The following is an 18422-nucleotide window of genomic DNA, read 5'->3' on the forward strand; positions in this document are numbered from 1 at the left end:
AACTGAAACTGACCCACACCGTCTGGGGTGTGGAGATGGGCGTATTCTTCGCCCTTATCAACAGGAATTAAAATGAGCGAAAGCTTTGCGGAACTCTTTGAAGAAAGCCTAAAAACCCTGAACCTTCAGGCAGGCTCCATCATCACCGGTGTTATCGTTGATATCGATTACCAAGCTCGCTGGGTAACCGTTCACGCTGGTCTGAAGTCTGAAGCTCTGATCCCGCTGGAACAGTTCTACAACGATGCTGGTGACCTGACTATCAATGTCGGTGACGAAGTTCACGTTGCTCTGGACTCGGTTGAAGACGGTTTCGGTGAAACCAAGCTGTCCCGTGAAAAAGCCAAGCGCGCTGAATGCTGGATTGTTCTCGAAGCAGCCTTCGCAGCTGAAGAAGTGGTCAAGGGCGTTATCAACGGTAAGGTTAAAGGCGGCTTCACTGTCGACGTTAACGGCATCCGTGCGTTCCTGCCAGGTTCTTTGGTCGACGTTCGTCCAGTGCGCGACACCACGCACCTGGAAGGCAAAGAACTCGAATTCAAGGTCATCAAACTCGACCAGAAGCGCAACAACGTTGTCGTTTCCCGTCGCAGCGTCCTGGAAGCAGAGAACTCCGCCGAGCGTGAAGCTCTGCTGGAATCCCTGCAGGAAGGCCAGCAAGTCAAAGGTATCGTCAAAAACCTCACCGACTACGGCGCATTCGTCGACCTGGGTGGCGTGGATGGCCTGCTGCACATTACCGACATGGCTTGGAAGCGTATCAAGCATCCATCGGAAATCGTCAACGTTGGCGACGAGATCGATGTCAAGGTTCTGAAATACGATCGCGAACGCAACCGTGTTTCCCTGGGCCTGAAGCAACTGGGTGAAGATCCATGGGTTGCTATCAAAGCCCGTTACCCAGAAAGCACTCGCGTAACCGCGCGTGTTACCAACCTGACCGACTACGGCTGCTTCGCAGAGCTGGAAGAAGGCGTGGAAGGCCTGGTACACGTTTCCGAAATGGACTGGACCAACAAAAACATCCACCCTTCGAAAGTCGTACAAGTCGGCGACGAAGTGGAAGTTATGGTTCTGGACATCGACGAAGAGCGTCGTCGTATCTCCCTGGGCATCAAGCAGTGCAAATCTAACCCATGGGAAGATTTCTCTGGCCAGTTCAACAAGGGCGATAAAATCTCCGGCACCATCAAGTCGATCACCGATTTCGGTATCTTCATTGGTCTGGACGGCGGCATCGACGGCCTGGTTCACCTGTCCGACATCTCCTGGAACGAAGTTGGCGAAGAAGCTGTTCGTCGTTTCAAGAAGGGCGACGAGCTGGACACCGTTATCCTGTCGGTTGACCCAGAGCGCGAGCGCATCTCCCTGGGTATCAAGCAACTGGAAAGCGACCCGTTCTCTGAATACGTTCAGGACAACGACAAAGGCGCAATCGTTAAGGGCATCGTGAAAGAAGTTGACGCTAAAGGCGCCATCATCACTCTGGCCGACGATATCGAAGCGACTCTGAAAGCCTCTGAAATCAGCCGTGACCGCGTTGAAGACGCGCGCAACGTTCTGAAAGAAGGCCAGGAAGTAGAAGCCAAGATCATCAGCGTTGACCGCAAGAGCCGCGTAATCCAGCTCTCCATCAAGTCGAAAGATGATGCTGAAGAGAAAGAAGCAATCCAGAGCCTGCGCGACAAGCCAGCTACCTCTGAAATTGCTGCTGGTCCTACCACTCTGGGCGACCTGCTGCGTGCACAAATGGAAAAGCAGAACTAAGTTCTGTCAGACCATAGAAAAAGGGCGACTTCGGTCGCCCTTTTTTGTGCCCGAAATTCCTTGAATCAACAACCGAGAACCAAGGTGTGCAGCTCAGTGTCAGAACTGACTATAGTCTTCACAAAACAAGTGCTCGTGTTATAGCTTCAATAAGGATCTGAATGAACAGGCTTATCGTAGTAATCGCCGTGGTAATGCTTGCAGGCTGTGCCGCCACCAGCGCTAAGACCCACGCCAAGCGCGGCGTGAGCGGCATCGAGATCGACTGCTCGGGCTTGGGCAATAACTGGGACAAGTGCGAAAGCCGTGCCGCCCGTGAATGCAAGATGCAAGGCTACAAGGTGATCACCCGATCCAGCGACGCCAAGGACGAAGAGGGCGACTACCTCTTCGGCTGGAACCCTGCCGGCGCTGTAACCCGCACCATGCTTGTCATGTGTAATTGAGGGTTTGAGGCACGTGTCAGGCGTATGCATCTAACCAGTAGATAAGTTGCACCGTGGGCTGTTCAAATTCATCAAGTCATGCTAAAACCTTCGAAGCGCTTTTCCTAGCTGCTTGAAAAAGAAGGGAAAAATATGACGAAGTCGGAGTTGATCGAACGAATTGTCACCCATCAAGGGCTGCTCTCATCCAAGGATGTGGAGCTGGCTATCAAGACCATGCTTGAACAAATGTCCCAGTGCCTGGCGACTGGCGACCGGATTGAGATCCGTGGGTTTGGCAGTTTTTCGCTGCACTACCGTGCGCCTAGGGTTGGGCGAAATCCCAAGACTGGACAGTCGGTGAGTCTGGATGGGAAGTTTGTGCCTCATTTCAAGCCGGGGAAGGAGTTGCGGGATCGGGTGAATGAGGATGAGGAAGAGGGGGTTTGAGTGGCTTTGGGGTAGGAGAATGCTATGCGTGGTGTTAAGCGCGTTGTTGTAGTGATCGTGCTCTCTATTGTTGTCTTGGCGATCCTGGCTTTTGTTTTGGAAAATCAGCAAGGCGCAGTCCTTTCGTTTTTCGGATGGACCACTTTTAAGTTGCCGGTTTCTGTTCTGATGGTGTTGTCTCTAATTATTGGGCTTATTACGGGTCCTATTGTTCGCCTTCTGCTGTGGCGCGATAGCTGTTTTCGAAAATTTCATTAGGTGTGGCGGCCGAGGGTCATTAGTGGGTTATGTATACCGAGTTACGTTCATATGAAGAAAAAATAATAATGTGAAGGGGATGAGGCCCTTATTTTTTTGTTCTCAGTGATGGCGTTGTTTTTGATCCGCTTCCCCGCATAACCTATTCGATGAAGGCTGATTGTTTAGCCACTTAGAAGCTTGTCTGAGATGGTTTTTATGGTATCAATCAGAATTTTATCGTGGTCTAAATGGCATGACTAATAGAAGAGTTCGATAGGGTATGGTTTATACCCGATACAGAAATTATTCTCGCGTCTTACCTCTGCACTCGCTGGTTTTGTAGAGAAACTTTAGTGCGCGATGACGCTTTCCGTCCTGTTTTTGTACGCGTTTATCTGTGTCCATGCGTTTATTAATTTATTTTTGTTGTGTCGCTTGGAGCAGTACGTCGGAAGGGATAAGTTTCGCAGTTTTTTAATCAACGCGTATTTTTAATTTTGTGCTGTGTGTGGTTTATAAGTATTAAATGTACAGTGTGCCGCGGTTTACCGTAATCAGAACAATTAGAATGCAGAGTTTATTTCGAGTAACAAATTTCAAGTGGCGGGTGTGGTTACGCAAGGAGCACGCTTTGGAAAGTGTGAGGCGTTGAGTTGGCGCGGCTGCATGAAGTGAAAGCTATGATTGGACTGCCGCAAGGCGGGCTGGATCGATTGAGTATACAAATCGCGATGGGTGCGGAATTCGAGAATAGGAGCGCCTCATTGTCTTTACAGTATTAGATTGTTTCGAAACTTACAGGGGGGGAGGAAGCAAAAAACAGGATCGCGTGTCTCGTGGTCGAATCACCCAAATATCTAGGAATTAAGCAGTTTCAGAGCAATATGGAAGGTCGGTCTTTGCACGCTGAGCAGCTATGTCTAAATAATCTCAATCTCGATTTGAGTCGGTTGAGGCTGCTGAGGATCGACAAAGTATAGGGGCAGCAAATCAACCCGAAATCGTGCGTGGGCGCTGTGGATAGCCCTAGTGGCGATAACCCTCCGTATCATGAACGGTCATTCGTGGCCTTTTGACCGAATGTCCGTTAAGCGCCGAGGTCTCGTCGCCTTCAGTGACGCTTTTAGACGGTCACGGCGCGTAGTCGCCTTGGGATCGTGGCCGCTTATCACGAGCGGCCTAACATTTTTTATGTAGATTCATGGCAAAGCTATGATTTAATTCGTAAGGCTGCTTAGGCGCATGGGTGGTAGCCTGGCGTTCTTCATCTAGAGTTATTGCTCCAGAGCAGGCGGGAGCCGGATTCAAAAACCACCACGTGACGCGTTCGGGCAGGGCGTAGCCCTTGCTGAGCGAAGAGCTATGAGTACGTTGAAATTGTATTGTTTAATTTGGGGTATTAGAGATGCACCTGCAAAAACAGGCCAGTGTTGCCAAGTTCAAGAGTAAGGAAGCACTGATCGGGATTATTGGTCTTGGTTATGTGGGATTGCCTTTAATGCTTCGGTATAACTCGATTGGTTTTCGAGTGCTGGGTATAGATATAGATTCAACTAAGGTTGAAAAATTGAATGCAGGCGATAGTTATATTGAGCATATTTCATCTCTCAGGATTTCTGAGGCGCGAAAATCCGGGTTTGAGGCAACCGAAGACTTTCGTCGCGTTGCCGAATGTGACGCATTGATTCTGTGTGTGCCGACACCGCTGAACAAGTATCGCGAACCAGATATGAGCTTTGTGATTGATACGACTGATGCGATTAAACCCTACCTACGAGCGGGTCAGGTAATTTCGTTAGAGAGCACCACTTATCCGGGTACTACGGAAGAGGAGCTATTACCCCGAGTTCAAGAGGGTGGCTTGATAGTCGGTCAAGATATTTTCTTGGTCTATTCACCTGAGCGAGAAGATCCGGGTAACCAAAACTTTGAAACACGTACTATCCCTAAAATTATCGGGGGTGATACGCCAGCCTGCCTGGAGGTTGGAACGGCCCTATATGAGCAGGCAATTGATCAAGTGGTGCCGGTCAGTTCTACTAAAGCGGCTGAGATGACCAAGCTGCTGGAGAATATCCATCGCGCGGTGAATATCGGTTTGGTCAACGAGATGAAAATCGTTGCTGACCGCATGGGAATTGATATTTTTGAAGTTGTCGATGCAGCTGCCACCAAACCGTTTGGCTTCACTGCCTATTACCCTGGGCCCGGCCTAGGCGGCCATTGCATTCCGATCGATCCCTTCTATTTAACATGGAAGGCACGTGAGTATGGTTTGCATACTCGATTCATTGAGTTGTCCGGCGAAGTCAATCAAGCAATGCCCGAGTACGTGGTCAGCAAGCTGGTAGATGGCCTCAATGAGCATGGCAAGGCGCTGAAGGGGAGCAGGGTCTTGGTATTGGGTATCGCCTACAAAAAGAACGTAGACGATATGCGTGAGTCGCCCTCGGTCGAAATAATGGAGCTGTTAGAGGCTAAGGGGAGCTTGATCGCATATAGCGACCCCCATGTCCCAGTATTCCCAAAGATGCGAGAGCATCACTTCACACTTAGTAGCGAAGTTTTAACGAGCGAGAATCTCGCAAGTTTTGATGCTGTTGTACTTGCTACAGATCATGACAAATTTGACTACGAGTTAATCAAGTCTTCCGCTCGACTAATTGTTGACAGTCGAGGGAAATACCGTACGGCTGCGCCGCATATCATTAAGGCCTGATCTTTTGCTTGATGTGCATTTCCAGCCACTTAAGCGTTAGTGGCTGGAAACCTCTCATTTCATAAGGAATTGACCCAATGAAAAATTTTGCTCTAATTGGCGCTGCTGGCTATATAGCTCCGCGACACATGCGTGCCATTAAGGACACCGGTAACGTTCTTGCGTCTGCATTCGATATTAATGATTCAGTCGGTATCATCGATAGCTTGTCACCGGACAGTGAATTCTTCACCGAGTTTGAGCGTTTTCAAGAGCACGCGTTTCGTTTAAAACGCGATGCCGCAACGGCCCTTGATTATGTCTCGATCTGTTCGCCAAACTACCTACATCACGCCCACATAGCCGCTGCTTTGCGGATGGGGTGCGACGTCATTTGCGAAAAACCACTGGTGCCTACTAGTGAGATTCTAGATGAATTGCGCAAAGTAGAAGAGGAAACCGGTCGACGCGTCTACAATATTCTTCAGCTACGCCACCATCAGGCTATCTTGGATCTAAAGGAAAAAGTCGCTAAAGGTCCGTCAGACAAAAAATATGAAGTCGAGTTGACCTATATAACATCTCGTGGTCGGTGGTATATGGAAAGCTGGAAAGGTGATCCGCGGAAATCGTTTGGTGTGGCGACTAATATCGGCGTGCATTTTTACGATATGCTGCATTTTATTTTTGGAAATTTAGAGCGCAATGTAGTGCACTTTGCAGACGACCACAAAGCAGCGGGCTATCTTGAGTACGAGAAAGCGAAAGTGCGTTGGTTTTTGTCTATAGATGCTAACGATCTTCCTGCCTCGGTAAAAGGAAAAAAGCCTACCTATCGCTCCATTACTGTCAGCGGAGAGGAAATGGAGTTCTCAGAAGGTTTTACAGACCTGCATACCACAAGCTATCAGGAAATTTTGGCAGGGCGGGGTTATGGAATTGAAGATGCCCGGCATTGTGTGAAAACGGTCGAAGATATTCGTGCCGCAAAAGTGGTTCCTGCTTCACTTGGAGAGGGCCATTCGGCACTTGCAAGTTTAATTCGCTAACTGTGCATTCATTGGGCGGTCGTTGATGACCGCCATTTATAACTCTGTATTTTCAAAAACGCGTGAATGAATATCACGAGCACTTTCAACGATTCGATAGCTCGATAATTTGAGATATAGACTGCTCGTAATTAAGGATTTTGCCCTTCGTTATACAGAACTGTCTGATGTGGCCTTTGTTCATATTTTGATCTTCAATGCACTCGGCTATCCGGACAAATTCAGAAAAGGTCAGGAAAATTCGGTTGCAAAGGTGTTGGATCGCTGCCAGTACGTGCTAGGGCCATTGAATTCCAGCTTTGTCCCATACCTTTTTTTTGCGAAAACTCCTTTTTCGATGGTAAATTGCTCTGTTTAGTTAGCCGCTTTCTGAGTGAGGCTGGGTCCCTTGATTGCGCCCAGTTCGTAGCTCGATTAAAAAGAATTGCTCGTCTCCAATCGTAAATGACCATCAGGTGTTATCTATGCCGCACTATCAACACCCTTCCGCCATTATCGATCCTGGCGCCCAGATCGGTGACTCGTCAAGAATTTGGCATTTTGTCCATGTTTGCGCGGGTGCGCGCATTGGTGAAGGGGTGTCGTTAGGGCAGAACGTGTTTGTCGGAAACAAAGTTATAATCGGCAACCACTGCAAGATCCAAAATAATGTTTCTGTCTACGATAACGTTACGTTGGAGGAAGGCGTCTTTTGTGGACCGAGCATGGTGTTCACCAACGTTTATAATCCACGATCACTGGTTGAAAGAAAAAGTGAGTATCGAGACACTCTCGTAAAAAAGGGAGCGACGTTAGGCGCGAATTGCACGATCGTATGTGGTGTGACGATTGGTGCGTTTTCGTTTGTGGGGGCCGGAGCTGTTGTCAACAAAAATGTGCCCGACTACGCGTTGGTGGTTGGCGTTCCGGCTCGCCAGATTGGTTGGATGAGTGAGTTTGGCGAGCAGCTTGACCTTCCAGTCAATGGTACAGGTGAGGCGATTTGCATTCATACGAGGGCACGCTATGTGTTAGCGGGCGAGCGCGTTAACAAGGTGGAAGTGGGCCATGATTGAATTTATCGATCTGAAGAAGCAGCAGTCACGCATCAAAAGCAACATCGATCGAGCGATCGCAAAGGTACTGGACCACGGCCAGTATATTCTTGGGCCAGAGGTTTCGGAGTTGGAGACACAGCTCGCGAAGTTTGTAGGGGTGGAATATTGCATTACCTGCGCTAATGGTACTGACGCCCTTCAAATCGTTCAAATGGCTATGAATATTGGGCCTGGGGATGAAGTAATTACCCCTGGATTTACCTACATTGCTACCGCTGAAACTGTGGCTCTCTTGGGTGCCAAGCCAGTCTATGTAGACATAGATCCGCGTACTTATAACCTTGATCCTGGAAAGCTAGAAGCCGCCATTACACCCAAGACTAAGGCCATTATCCCAGTTTCACTTTACGGGCAGTGTGCCGACTTCGATGCGATTAACGAGATCGCCCAGCGTTATGGTATTCCGGTGATTGAGGATGCTGCGCAAAGCTTTGGTGCTACGTATAAGGGGCGTAGATCTTGTGGTTTATCCAACGTTGCCTGCACCAGCTTCTTTCCCAGCAAGCCGTTAGGGTGCTACGGGGATGGTGGCGCAATCTTTACCAATGACGGGGAACTGGCAAGCGTCATGAGGCAGATAGCGCGGCATGGACAAGATCGTCGCTACCATCACGTACGTGTAGGAGTAAATAGCCGGTTGGATACTATACAAGCCGCTATTCTTTTAGAGAAGCTCAGTATTTTTGAAGAAGAAATATCACTTCGTACTGCCGTTGCGGAAAACTATGAACGGTTGCTGAGGGCAGTGGGAGTCGAAGGCTTACCGTTCATTGCTGAAGGCAATACTAGTGTATATGCGCAGTACACTTTATGCGTTGAAAACCGAGACAACTTGCAGTTAAGTCTCAAAGAAAAGGGTATCCCAACGGTTGTTCATTATCCTATTCCTGTGAATCAACAGCCCGCGGTAGCGGATATATCCGTTGATTTGCCTGTAGGTGACAAAATTGCTAAGTGTGTAGTGAGCCTACCCATGCATCCCTACCTGACACACGAGCAACAACTGTCGGTTGTGTCTGCTTTGGCAGGCGAATGGCGTTGATCTCTAAATATCTACCGAAGGGGGCATTTGCACGTAATGTGCTGACCCTCATGACTGGCACAACGTTGGCCCAAGCAATCCCTATCGCTGTGAGCCCGATACTCACTCGGCTTTATAGTCCGAGTGAGTTTGGAGTTTTCGCTGTTTATCTGGCTATTGTTTCTGTACTGGCAATCTTGGCTACCGGCAGATATGAACTCGCCATCATGGTGCCCAAAAAAGACCGTGATGCTGCTGCGCTGGTAATTGTAGCCTTTTCTTTAAGTGTCTTAGTAAGTCTGGCTATATTGGTAGTCATACTTATTTTCAATGAGCAGATAGCCCGGATTTTGAAGATTGTTGAATACCGACGCTGGCTCTATTGGATCCCGTTGAGCGTTGTTTTGACTGCTGGCTACCAAAGCCTGAATTACTGGAGTAATCGTAGAGGCTATTACCGTAGGATGTCTTCTACTCGTATGGCGCAGAGCGCAGGGATGTCGGCAGTACATGTCGGTGCTGGGTATGCCGGAAGAGGTATGTTGGGTCTTATAGTAGGTGCTGTCGTAGGTCAATTGGTTGCTTTTTGCTTGCTGCTTTGGAGTGTGCGGGGAATAGATCAATCTAGCTTTAAAAAATTGAGCGGAGCAAAGTTATTATCGGTTTCCAGGCGCTATATTGATTTTCCAAAATTTTTGGTTATTGCTCATAGTTTAAATATTGCTTCGTTTCAATCGCCAGTCATGCTGTTGGGTTCGATTTTTGGAGCGGGCGCTGCCGGATATTTTATGTTGACTCAGCGTGTGATTGGGGCTCCTATGAGCATTGTAGCCGGCGCCATTGGTGATGTATTTCGACAGCAAGCAAGCGAAGCGTACAGTCGAACTGGTAGTTGTCGAGAGATATACAAGAAAACTTTTTTTCGTCTGTTGTCCGTGGCGGTTATACCCTTCTGCATGTTTTTTTTTGTGGCGCCAGGCTTCTTTGCCCTCGTGTTTGGGGAGGCATGGAGAGCGTCGGGGGAGTATGCCCAGATTCTTATTCCGATGTTCTTTGTACAATTTATTACTAGCCCTTTAAGCTCTATGTTTATGATAGCGCAAAGACAAAAAATTGATCTACTTTGGCAAATATCACTATTCGCGTCGGTGTTGATTGTTTTTGGGGTAGGGTATTTTTTTGATAGTTTGATTCTTGGGCTATACTTGTTTAGTGCGGCATATACTTGTATGTACGCCGTCAATGGATTCGTGTCGTTCAAACTGTCTGGGGGATCTAGGTGAGGGCCAAGATAGCATGACACTATCATCACTGTGCTCCCGAGTTGCCACCGTGCGAAGGGAGTTAAGCTTTTATCTTGAAGTGGGTAGCATTCCCGTTTCGCGATCTGCTGGCGTACTTTATCGTGGTGCGAAACGTTCTGAAATTTTTCGTTTCCGCGAGTTCTATCTGACTCATAATCCGGAAGGGACATTTGGTTGTTTTCGACTTCTATTATGCCTAATGACTTGCCCGAAATTAGTGGTTGTTGCATGTTCAGTAGAACAAAAAAAATTGATCGGTGTTGATTTTTTTTATTTTAACGAACGAGACCTTGAGGAGCTTACCGTTCACGAGGGTTTTATCGGTGTGGCAAGGTGTTTTGAGGGTAGAGGTATTGCCACCAGTATGCGTTTTTTAGCGAAGTTGCATTTTGCCAGTGCAGGTATTTCCGGAATCTCATCGCGGATATCAAAAGATAACTTTGCATCTATGGCCTCCGCGCGGAAGGCAGGGTTTAAACCAGTGTGCCTGGGGGCGGAAAATGAAAAAACCAATGATGAGTATTACCTTGTCTGTGACTTGGAATCGGTGAAATGAGTTTAGTGCGAGAACAATATCGTCAGCTTTGTGCCGTTGAAACGTCGATTCCTATATTCAGCCAAGCGTGGTGGCTTGATGCAGTGGCACATGAAAATTGGGACGTAGTAGTATGCGAAAAAGACGGCAAAATAATTGCCAGCATGCCCTTTATTATTAAAAGAAAACTTTTTGTTTCTATTGTAACTATGCCTGTTCTCACTCAGCACTTGGGGCCTTGGTTTAGAGCTACCGAAGACAAGGAATCCAAGCGCTTAGGAAGAGAAAAAGATTTAATGACTGAGTTGATCTCAAAACTGCCTCGCTATGATCATTTCTCTGCAAGCTGGAGTTATAAGGTTGCTAATTGGTTGCCGTTCTATTGGGCAGGTTTCCGGCAAACGACGCGTTATACTTACGTATTAGATGGGTTGGACAATTTTGATGCGTTATGGCATCAGTTTCAACAGAATATTCGCGGGGATATTCGGAAGGCACAAAGCCGTTTTTCGCTTAAAGTTAGAACTGACTTATCTGTAGAAGACTTTTTGGCTCTTAATGAGATGGTCTATCAGAGACAGGGATTGTCAGTGCCTTATTCCGATGATGTTGTCAAAAAAATTGATGATGCGTGTGCCAGTCGTTCGTCCAGGGCAATAGTGATCGCTGAGGATGACCAAGGGCGGCATCATGCTGGTGTTTATATTGTATGGGATCAACATAGTGCCTACTACATCATGGGTGGCGGCGACCCTGATCTAAGAAACAGCGGCGCTACAAGCTTATGCATGTGGGAGGCGATAAAGCTTTGCTCTGGCGTCACTGAAAGATTTGATTTCGAAGGTTCGATGATGGAACCTGTTGAGCGCTTCTTTCGGGCCTTCGGTGCCTCCCAGAGGCCATATTTTTCGATCAGCAGAACGCCTTCGAAGCTGCTTAGGCTTTATTTCTTCCTGCAAGATCTAAGAGGGAAAGCCTGATGAACCTATCCGGCTGGCCTGGTGTTGCCGCGCGGCGTTGGATTGAGCAAATTCTACTCGAACGAATGGGTTACCCGTTTGAATTGACATCGACAGACGGTGCTGAACTTAAGCTTAGTTTGCCTGGCTTTCAGGGATTTATCCAATTTGAGTGTGATCCTGGGACCTTCAATCGTAATGACTCTGCGCTACCTTGTGTGAGCTGGGGTGCTGTGAAAGAAGGCTGGATACCTCCAGGCGGTCAGAACCTTCCTGTGCCTGGCAAGCACACTCTTCGGGTGCCCTTGATTCAAAAAGAAAGCTTTGGTTTTGTGGTCCATTATGACTTGTTGGGGATGGTCTACTGGATTTTATCCCGCAGTGAGGAAGTAGGGCGTTCCGATTTAGACGAGCATGAACGGTTCTCTGCAAGGAACTCTCATGCAATGAAGTATGATTATCTAGAGCGTCCCATTGTTGATGAGTGGCTTTCGATCTTACGAGATATAATTTGTATTAATTGGCCTGAATTAAAGTTGTTGAAGCATAAGTTTTCAATGAGGGTTTCTCACGATGTGGATGAACCTAGCCGGTATGCGTTCCGTTCTTTATCCCGGTGGCTTCGGGCAATCGGTGGGGATATCATCAAGCGAAGAGATGTTGGCGGTGTTCTTAAAGCGCTCATTGTAAAGTTTACTAGTCGAAAAAGCCTCAGTTCTTTAGATCCTGCAAACACGTTTGATTGGATAATGGCCCAGTCCGAAAAAGAAGGGATCGCCAGTGCCTTCTATTTTATTTGCGGCAGAACTGACTTAACTCGAGATGCTGACTATGAGTTAGAGCATCCTGCTATTCGTGAATTGTTGCGCAGGATCAACAAGCGGGGGCATGAGATTGGGCTTCATCCTAGCTACAATTCCTATCTCTCAAATTCTGTAATACTCGGGGAGGTAGCACGACTACGAAGGGTTTGCTTGGAGGAAGGGATCGTACAAGCAGCCTGGGGTGGGCGTATGCATTTTTTGCGTTGGAGTCAGCCGGCGACGTTGAGAGCCTGGGATGAGGCTTCCATGTCCTACGATAGTACGCTGGGATATGCTGAGTTAGTTGGTTTTCGCTGTGGTACTTGTTTCGAGTATCCCGCCTTTGACCCCGTGTCACAAGAGATTTTGAACGTCAGGATTAGGCCGTTGATTGTGATGGACGTAACGCTTACGAGCACTAGCTATCTTGCGCTTGGATATGGGGATGCTGCATTTGAAAAAGTGAAAATGCTTAAAGACGCTTGTCGTACGGTGGATGGACAATTCACTTTGCTTTGGCATAATAATAATTTGGTGACTGAAGAGGAAAGGCGACTTTATTTATGGAGCCTTAAATGTTAAAGATTAAATTATCGAGTGGTCTCTATTGTGCTTTTTTGGTTGCGGTGGTCGTGGGCTATCCTGTCGTGGCTGCTGTTTCTGAATTGTTAGACATAAATAATCGACTTGCTTCGGTGCCCTACAGGGTGATAGTTCTTCTGCTTTCATTGGCAATACTTTGCACAATGGTGCATGTTCGTTTTCGATTAACGCTTTTCTGGGGCGCTTGGTGGTTGTTTTGGGGCATGTACTTGTTCCGAATTTTTCTAGACAGTGTTTTGGTACCGGATAGTTTTCCGGTTCCAGTTTATGAGTATTGGATGCAGTCAGTTTTTGTTTGCCTGATACCAGCAGTCGCCATGGCTGCAAAAGTAGATAATATATCGGAACGCGCTTTGTTATCCGGTATTGCTGCTGTTGGAGTATTAGGCCTTTTACTGACAGGCGTTGTACTCATTGCAAAAGAACAAGTATCGTTTGGCGAGCTTTTTTCCGGCCGGTTGGAAACACCCACGCTGAATCCTATTGCCTTGGGGCACGTCGCTGTGACTGTCATGCTCATAAGTCTATGTGGCTTTAGAATTGGCTCTCTGCCGTCTAAATTCACATATGGGATTTGTTTTCTGATCGGAGTCGCCGGGTTGATCGGCAGCGGTTCGCGCGGCCCTATATTGTCATTGATCGTAGTTGTGATTGCTTGGGCCATATCTAAGTCGAAGAATTTTTTGGTAATGATGGCCGCAGTTATATTTTCTGCTCCGTTATTTTTTTTGCTTATAGTTGATAGTAATAGTTATATCGTTCAGCGTGTAGTTAATGGATTTTTTGATGATTCAGGTCGTGCTGAAATATATAGGCAATCGCTCGACGTATTATTGTCTAATTTTTTTGATGGTGGTGGAGTTGGGCCTCTGGGAACTTACCCGCATAACCTTATCGTCGAGAGCTTTATGGCCTTGGGGGTAGTGGGGGGGGCGGCCTTCCTTGCTATGTTCGTTTCTGGCTGGTTTTCAGCTTTAAAAGTTATGGCGTCGGGGCGACACGTTTGGGTTGCTGTTCTTTATGTTCAATACGCCACGTTCGTGATGGTCAGTAGTTCGCTGTATATAGCAAACGTATTTTGGATGGCATTGGCGTGTGTCATCACAGTTTCCCATTCTTATAAAGCGGGGCTGGTTCGAATTAATGTTGCGCATAAGGATGAGGAATTGATATGACACTTGGTTATGTTTTTGCGAAGCTTTTAAAGAAGTTGCGTGGGAAAGCGATTCTAAATAGTTCGGTGGCGAATACCTCAAAAGTTGAATCCGGAAGTGCGTTAGTAAATAGCTCTATGGCTGGCCATTCCTTTTGTGGTTACGATTGCTTATTTATCAATGTTAGTATTGGGAGGTTTTGCTCAATAGCTGGGAGGGTGATTGTAGGAGGGGCCAGGCATCCAATGGAGTACGTATCCACAAGCCCTGTATTTTTATCGCATAAGGAGAGCATCAACCAGAAGTTCTCCCGCCATGAATACGGCTCGGAGGCCCATACGAATGTGGGCCACGATGTCTGGATCGGTGAGGGCGTGTTTGTGAAGGGAGGTGTTACAATCGGCACCGGTGCCGTTATCGGGATGGGAAGTGTAGTGACCAAGGATGTACCACCTTATGCAATTTTTGCAGGCAACCCTGCCCGTCTGATTCGGTACCGGTTTGCGGACGATGTCATTGAGGGGCTGCTGAAAAGCGAATGGTGGCTTTATTCAGACGAGAAGCTACGTGCCTCTGCGCCCCTGTTTAATGACCCGCGAGCGTTTCTGGCTAGTCTCGGTGCGTCATGAAGGTCCTTCATTTCTGTTTGTCGTGTTTTTACATCGATGACTATCGATATCAAGAGAATGAGCTCGTTCGCGAGCATGTCGCTGGAGGGCACGACGTTCTGGTTGTGGCGTCTACCGAAACTTATCTGAATAACATGTCGTTAGGCTACACGGACTGTGGTGACTATCTAGGCAGTGATGGCGCGCGGGTCATTCGTCTTCCGTATTCGAAAGTAGGACCTTTCTGGCTTCGAAAAAAGGTTCGGTCCCATCCTGGTGTCTATGAAATTCTCGAGAGTTTCAAGCCTGACGTCATTATGTTTCACGGGCTTTGCGGTTGGGAACTGCTTACAGCCGCTCGTTACAAGCGCCAACACCCGCAGGTCCGACTTTACGTCGACAGCCATGAGGATGCCAATAACAGTGCGGTTGGCGCATTGTCCTCCCTGCTGCATCGTTTTTTCTATCGCCCGATCATCCGGCGCGCGCTCCCTTGGATCGATAAAGTCTTATGCATATCTCTCGAGACTATGGATTTCGCAAAAGAAATGTACGGCTTGCCTGGTCACTCTCTTGAGTTTTTTCCACTGGGCGGTTTTGTTGCTGACGAAGAGGTTTATCTTTCGCATCGAAACAGTGCTCGAATGGAGTGGTGCTTAGACGCACGCCAGACCGTATTCCTTCAATCTGGTAAGTTTGATGAGAAAAAAAAGCTGGTAGAAAGTCTCCAAGCATTCTCTCAAATTAAAGATCAGAATTTTGTATTCCTTATTGTTGGTCGCGTGCATGAATCAATTGAGTCGGAAGTGAGGCAGTTGTCGGCTAAAGATGATCGCGTTCGATATTTAGGTTGGAAAACCGCCGATGAATTGTATCGGTTGCTATGTGGTGCGGATGTTTACATCCAGCCTGGAAGTCAGTCAGCAACTATGCAGATGAGCTTGTGCGCGCGGTGTCCGGTAGTCATTGCGGACGTGCCCAGTCATCGGCCATTTGTTGACGGTAACGGCTGGAAAGTTTCTACACTGGAGCAACAAATTTCGGTGTTTAAAGAAGTAGAAAATAACCCGGGTGCCTTGAGTAATATGTCAATTCGCTCATTTGAAATTGCATCAGAGCTTTTGGACTATCAGCGTATGGCCAAGCGTATCCTGATTTAATATGGAAGCTTTATGAAAAATTATCAGATATGCACCCAGTGCATTATGGATACTAGTGATCCAAAAATTTCTTTTGATGATCAAGGCGTTTGTGATTACTGCAATAATTTCAAGTCCGCCATTCAGCCAAATTGGCACACCGATGGGCGCGGTGAAAAGGAGCTGATGGCTCTTGCTGAAAAGATTAAGGCAAACGGTAAGGGAAAGGACTTCGATTGTATTATTGGTCTCAGCGGTGGACTTGATAGCTCTTATGCTGCTTATATAGCAAAAGAAAAAATGGGCCTCCGACCTTTATTGTTTCACGTTGATGCAGGCTGGAATACGGACCAAGCGGTAGGTAATATCGAGAAGTTGGTAGATGGTATGGGGCTTGATCTCTATACCGACGTCATCAACTGGGAGGAAATGAAAGATCTTCAAACTGCTTTCTTCCGGTCCCAAATTCCTGACCAAGATATGCCACAGGACGCTGCTTTTTTTTCAGGCCTGTACAAGTTTGCACGTCAGCACCGTATCAAGTACGTGTTGACCGGCGCCAACTATTCTACCGAGTGTTGTAGGGAGCCAGAGGAGTGGGGCGCCTATCCTGGTGTCGACAAGACGTTGTTTCGGGATATTCATCAGCGGTTTGGTTCGCGTAAACTCAAGTCGTTTCCATTGACGGATATTTTTGTTTACAAAATTCTTTACCAGCGTTTATTGGGAATGCAAGTAGTTAAGCCGTTAAACCTTGTTCCATATATAAAGCAGGATGCAGAGGCGACGCTGGAGCGATTGTATGGCTGGAAAAAATTTCAGCATAAGCACCACGAATCTCGGTTTACTCGTTTTTACGAAGACTATTGGATGCCACGCAAGTTCGGATATGAGAAGCGTCGCGCCCATTTTTCCAGCCTGATCATGACCGGTCAGATGACCAGAGACGAGGCAGTTCAGCGGATTGCCAAGCCTGAGCTGGAGGAGCAATTCCTTCAGAGCGAATTTGAGTATGTGGCCAATAAACTCGACCTAACAGTTGACCAACTCCAGGAAATTTTCGAAGGCGAGAACAAAACTTTCCACAGTTACCGAAATAAGCGCTTCCTCATCGGTATAGGTTCGCGTGTAATGAGCGCACTGGGTTTGGAGAGAAGGCTGTTCAGATGATCACTATCATCAATTATGGGCTAGGTAATATTCAGGCGTTTGTAAACGTCTATCGGCGGTTGCATATTCCCGTTTGTGTAGCAACGAACGCTGAAGAGCTGAAGGGTGCATCCCGCTTGATTCTTCCTGGTGTGGGTGCTTTTGATCACGCCATTGAAAAGCTTGATGCCTCTGGTATGCGGCCGGCGTTGGAACATATGGTGCGGGAACAACGCGTGCCTGTACTGGGGATCTGTGTTGGCATGCAGATTCTCGCCAGCGGCAGTGATGAAGGTAAGCTACCTGGCCTTGGTTGGGTCTCTGGACGAGTCAAGGGATTTGCTACGGTTCCCGATCTCCAAGGACTGCCTCTCCCTCATATGGGATGGAATGACGTGCAGCCGATAAACGGTTCGCCGCTATTTAGGGGGATTGAAGATGACGCTCGGTTCTATTTCCTTCACTCCTTCTATTTCGATTGTGAGGGTGGCTCTGCTGGCATAGCCTCAGCGTCCTACGGGCGAGATTTTGTCTGCGCCGTCGCCGAAAATAACGTTTTTGGCGTGCAGTTCCATCCAGAGAAGAGTCATCACTTTGGTACTACTCTTTTGAAAAACTTCGCGGAATTTTGAGATGCTCAGGCCCAGAATTATTCCATGTTTGTTGATCCAGGACGGCGGATTGGTTAAAACCGTTCGTTTTAAGGATCCAAAATATGTTGGGGATCCTATCAATGCCGTGAAGATCTTCAATGAAAAAGAAGCGGACGAACTGATAGTCCTTGATATAGACGCCACCACAAAAGGCAAAGAACCAAATTATAAGCGAATTGCCCATTTAGCAGCAGAGTGCCGGATGCCACTGTGCTACGGAGGTGGCATCCGTACCGCTGAGCAGGCCAAGGCAATCATTAGCCTTGGTGTAGAGAAGGTTGCGATCAGCGCCTCTGCAGTGGAGAACCCTCAGCTTGTTTCGCGTATTGCCGAAGAAATTGGCACGCAGAGCGTGGTGGTCGTTCTTGATTACAAGAAGCGCTTGCTTAGCAAACATCACGATGTTTGGACGCACAACGGAACTGTCAATACTAAGCGAAACGTACTGGATGTTGCTCTCGAGATGGAGCGCTTGGGCGCAGGCGAGATTGTTATCAACTCTATAGATCACGATGGGCGAATGGAGGGATATGACCTTAATTTGGCGACTCGGCTCAGGCAGGCTATCAACATTCCAATTACTGTTCTGGGTGGCGCTGGCGCGTTGGAGCATATGCGGGACGTTGTTGCCGCGTGTGGTGTCGTAGGTGTAGCCGCCGGCAGTTTCTTTGTGTTCAAAGGACCTTATAAAGCCGTCCTTATCAGCTACCCGAACGATCAACAGAAGAATGAGGTTGTCTATTCAGCCTTGCGAACTAACTAATAGAC

General features: G+C 47.7%; 18 protein-coding genes. All 18 read left to right on the forward strand.

Translation table 11 applies throughout. From position 1 onward, the window contains the following. Positions 1-72: 72 nt before the first annotated feature. Positions 73-1767, forward strand: a complete 1695-nt coding sequence (rpsA, locus tag HF257_RS12965) for a 30S ribosomal protein S1 (protein ID WP_071483562.1) — start codon at positions 73-75, stop codon at positions 1765-1767. Positions 1768-1928: 161 nt separating this feature from the next. Beyond that, on the forward strand, positions 1929-2213 hold the full coding sequence (locus HF257_RS12970) for a hypothetical protein (protein WP_185708723.1): 285 nt from the start codon (positions 1929-1931) through the stop codon (positions 2211-2213). Between the two features lie 132 nt (positions 2214-2345). Then, a complete protein-coding gene (gene ihfB, locus HF257_RS12975) occupies positions 2346-2642 on the forward strand; it encodes an integration host factor subunit beta (RefSeq protein WP_003218804.1) in 297 nt (98 codons plus the stop codon). A gap of 24 nt (positions 2643-2666) precedes the next feature. After that, positions 2667-2900, forward strand: a complete 234-nt coding sequence (locus tag HF257_RS12980) for a lipopolysaccharide assembly protein LapA domain-containing protein (RefSeq protein ID WP_185708724.1) — start codon at positions 2667-2669, stop codon at positions 2898-2900. Between the two features lie 1387 nt (positions 2901-4287). Continuing rightward, positions 4288-5601 (forward strand): UDP-N-acetyl-D-glucosamine 6-dehydrogenase, encoded by a 1314-nt coding sequence (gene wbpA, locus HF257_RS12985; protein ID WP_185708725.1) that lies wholly within the window; start codon positions 4288-4290, stop codon positions 5599-5601. A 77-nt stretch (positions 5602-5678) separates the two neighbouring features. After that, positions 5679-6629 carry a UDP-N-acetyl-2-amino-2-deoxy-D-glucuronate oxidase gene (gene wbpB / locus HF257_RS12990; protein ID WP_185708726.1) on the forward strand — a complete coding sequence of 317 codons (951 nt, stop codon included), beginning with the start codon at positions 5679-5681 and terminating at the stop codon, positions 6627-6629. A 464-nt stretch (positions 6630-7093) separates the two neighbouring features. Beyond that, a complete protein-coding gene (gene wbpD / locus HF257_RS12995; RefSeq protein WP_185708727.1) occupies positions 7094-7684 on the forward strand; it encodes a UDP-2-acetamido-3-amino-2,3-dideoxy-D-glucuronate N-acetyltransferase in 591 nt (196 codons plus the stop codon). Next, positions 7677-8768 carry a DegT/DnrJ/EryC1/StrS family aminotransferase gene (locus tag HF257_RS13000; RefSeq protein ID WP_185708728.1) on the forward strand — a complete coding sequence of 364 codons (1092 nt, stop codon included), beginning with the start codon at positions 7677-7679 and terminating at the stop codon, positions 8766-8768. Before wbpD ends, HF257_RS13000 begins: the two co-directional genes overlap by 8 nt. Beyond that, entirely contained in the window at positions 8759-10030 is a 1272-nt protein-coding gene (locus tag HF257_RS13005; RefSeq protein WP_185708729.1) for an oligosaccharide flippase family protein, read from the forward strand. Before HF257_RS13000 ends, HF257_RS13005 begins: the two co-directional genes overlap by 10 nt. Positions 10031-10043: 13 nt before the next feature. After that, a complete protein-coding gene (locus HF257_RS13010; protein ID WP_185708730.1) occupies positions 10044-10607 on the forward strand; it encodes a GNAT family N-acetyltransferase in 564 nt (187 codons plus the stop codon). Next, a complete protein-coding gene (locus tag HF257_RS13015) occupies positions 10604-11566 on the forward strand; it encodes a GNAT family N-acetyltransferase (protein WP_185708731.1) in 963 nt (320 codons plus the stop codon). Before HF257_RS13010 ends, HF257_RS13015 begins: the two co-directional genes overlap by 4 nt. Then, complete coding sequence (locus tag HF257_RS13020) at positions 11566-12930, forward strand: polysaccharide deacetylase family protein (RefSeq protein WP_185708732.1); 1365 nt, start codon at positions 11566-11568, stop codon at positions 12928-12930. The genes HF257_RS13015 and HF257_RS13020 overlap by 1 nt, the downstream gene beginning before the upstream one ends. Further along, a complete protein-coding gene (locus tag HF257_RS13025; RefSeq protein WP_185708733.1) occupies positions 12924-14126 on the forward strand; it encodes an O-antigen ligase family protein in 1203 nt (400 codons plus the stop codon). Before HF257_RS13020 ends, HF257_RS13025 begins: the two co-directional genes overlap by 7 nt. Further along, positions 14123-14734 carry a CatB-related O-acetyltransferase gene (locus tag HF257_RS13030; RefSeq protein ID WP_185708734.1) on the forward strand — a complete coding sequence of 204 codons (612 nt, stop codon included), beginning with the start codon at positions 14123-14125 and terminating at the stop codon, positions 14732-14734. Before HF257_RS13025 ends, HF257_RS13030 begins: the two co-directional genes overlap by 4 nt. Continuing rightward, positions 14731-15873, forward strand: a complete 1143-nt coding sequence (locus tag HF257_RS13035) for a glycosyltransferase family 4 protein (protein WP_185708735.1) — start codon at positions 14731-14733, stop codon at positions 15871-15873. Before HF257_RS13030 ends, HF257_RS13035 begins: the two co-directional genes overlap by 4 nt. A gap of 12 nt (positions 15874-15885) precedes the next feature. Beyond that, positions 15886-17022 carry an N-acetyl sugar amidotransferase gene (locus HF257_RS13040; RefSeq protein WP_185708736.1) on the forward strand — a complete coding sequence of 379 codons (1137 nt, stop codon included), beginning with the start codon at positions 15886-15888 and terminating at the stop codon, positions 17020-17022. Then, entirely contained in the window at positions 17019-17633 is a 615-nt protein-coding gene (gene hisH / locus HF257_RS13045; RefSeq protein ID WP_185708737.1) for an imidazole glycerol phosphate synthase subunit HisH, read from the forward strand. The genes HF257_RS13040 and hisH overlap by 4 nt, the downstream gene beginning before the upstream one ends. A gap of 1 nt (position 17634) precedes the next feature. Continuing rightward, a complete protein-coding gene (locus tag HF257_RS13050; protein WP_185708738.1) occupies positions 17635-18417 on the forward strand; it encodes an AglZ/HisF2 family acetamidino modification protein in 783 nt (260 codons plus the stop codon). The last annotated feature ends 5 nt before the right edge of the window (positions 18418-18422 follow it).

The sequence above is a fragment of the Pseudomonas cremoris genome, from assembly GCF_014230465.1.

Coding starts and splice junctions, on each gene's coding strand:
- rpsA (WP_071483562.1), top strand. CDS start 73: ATGAGCGAAAGCTTTGCGGAACTCTTTGAAGAAAGCCTAAAAACCCTG.
- wbpB (WP_185708726.1), top strand. CDS start 5,679: ATGAAAAATTTTGCTCTAATTGGCGCTGCTGGCTATATAGCTCCGCGA.
- HF257_RS13030 (WP_185708734.1), top strand. CDS start 14,123: ATGACACTTGGTTATGTTTTTGCGAAGCTTTTAAAGAAGTTGCGTGGG.
- HF257_RS13005 (WP_185708729.1), top strand. CDS start 8,759: ATGGCGTTGATCTCTAAATATCTACCGAAGGGGGCATTTGCACGTAAT.
- HF257_RS13050 (WP_185708738.1), top strand. CDS start 17,635: ATGCTCAGGCCCAGAATTATTCCATGTTTGTTGATCCAGGACGGCGGA.
- HF257_RS13000 (WP_185708728.1), top strand. CDS start 7,677: ATGATTGAATTTATCGATCTGAAGAAGCAGCAGTCACGCATCAAAAGC.
- HF257_RS13035 (WP_185708735.1), top strand. CDS start 14,731: ATGAAGGTCCTTCATTTCTGTTTGTCGTGTTTTTACATCGATGACTAT.
- HF257_RS12980 (WP_185708724.1), top strand. CDS start 2,667: ATGCGTGGTGTTAAGCGCGTTGTTGTAGTGATCGTGCTCTCTATTGTT.
- ihfB (WP_003218804.1), top strand. CDS start 2,346: ATGACGAAGTCGGAGTTGATCGAACGAATTGTCACCCATCAAGGGCTG.
- HF257_RS13020 (WP_185708732.1), top strand. CDS start 11,566: ATGAACCTATCCGGCTGGCCTGGTGTTGCCGCGCGGCGTTGGATTGAG.
- HF257_RS13040 (WP_185708736.1), top strand. CDS start 15,886: ATGAAAAATTATCAGATATGCACCCAGTGCATTATGGATACTAGTGAT.
- HF257_RS12970 (WP_185708723.1), top strand. CDS start 1,929: ATGAACAGGCTTATCGTAGTAATCGCCGTGGTAATGCTTGCAGGCTGT.
- wbpD (WP_185708727.1), top strand. CDS start 7,094: ATGCCGCACTATCAACACCCTTCCGCCATTATCGATCCTGGCGCCCAG.
- HF257_RS13010 (WP_185708730.1), top strand. CDS start 10,044: ATGACACTATCATCACTGTGCTCCCGAGTTGCCACCGTGCGAAGGGAG.
- HF257_RS13015 (WP_185708731.1), top strand. CDS start 10,604: ATGAGTTTAGTGCGAGAACAATATCGTCAGCTTTGTGCCGTTGAAACG.
- HF257_RS13025 (WP_185708733.1), top strand. CDS start 12,924: ATGTTAAAGATTAAATTATCGAGTGGTCTCTATTGTGCTTTTTTGGTT.
- wbpA (WP_185708725.1), top strand. CDS start 4,288: ATGCACCTGCAAAAACAGGCCAGTGTTGCCAAGTTCAAGAGTAAGGAA.
- hisH (WP_185708737.1), top strand. CDS start 17,019: ATGATCACTATCATCAATTATGGGCTAGGTAATATTCAGGCGTTTGTA.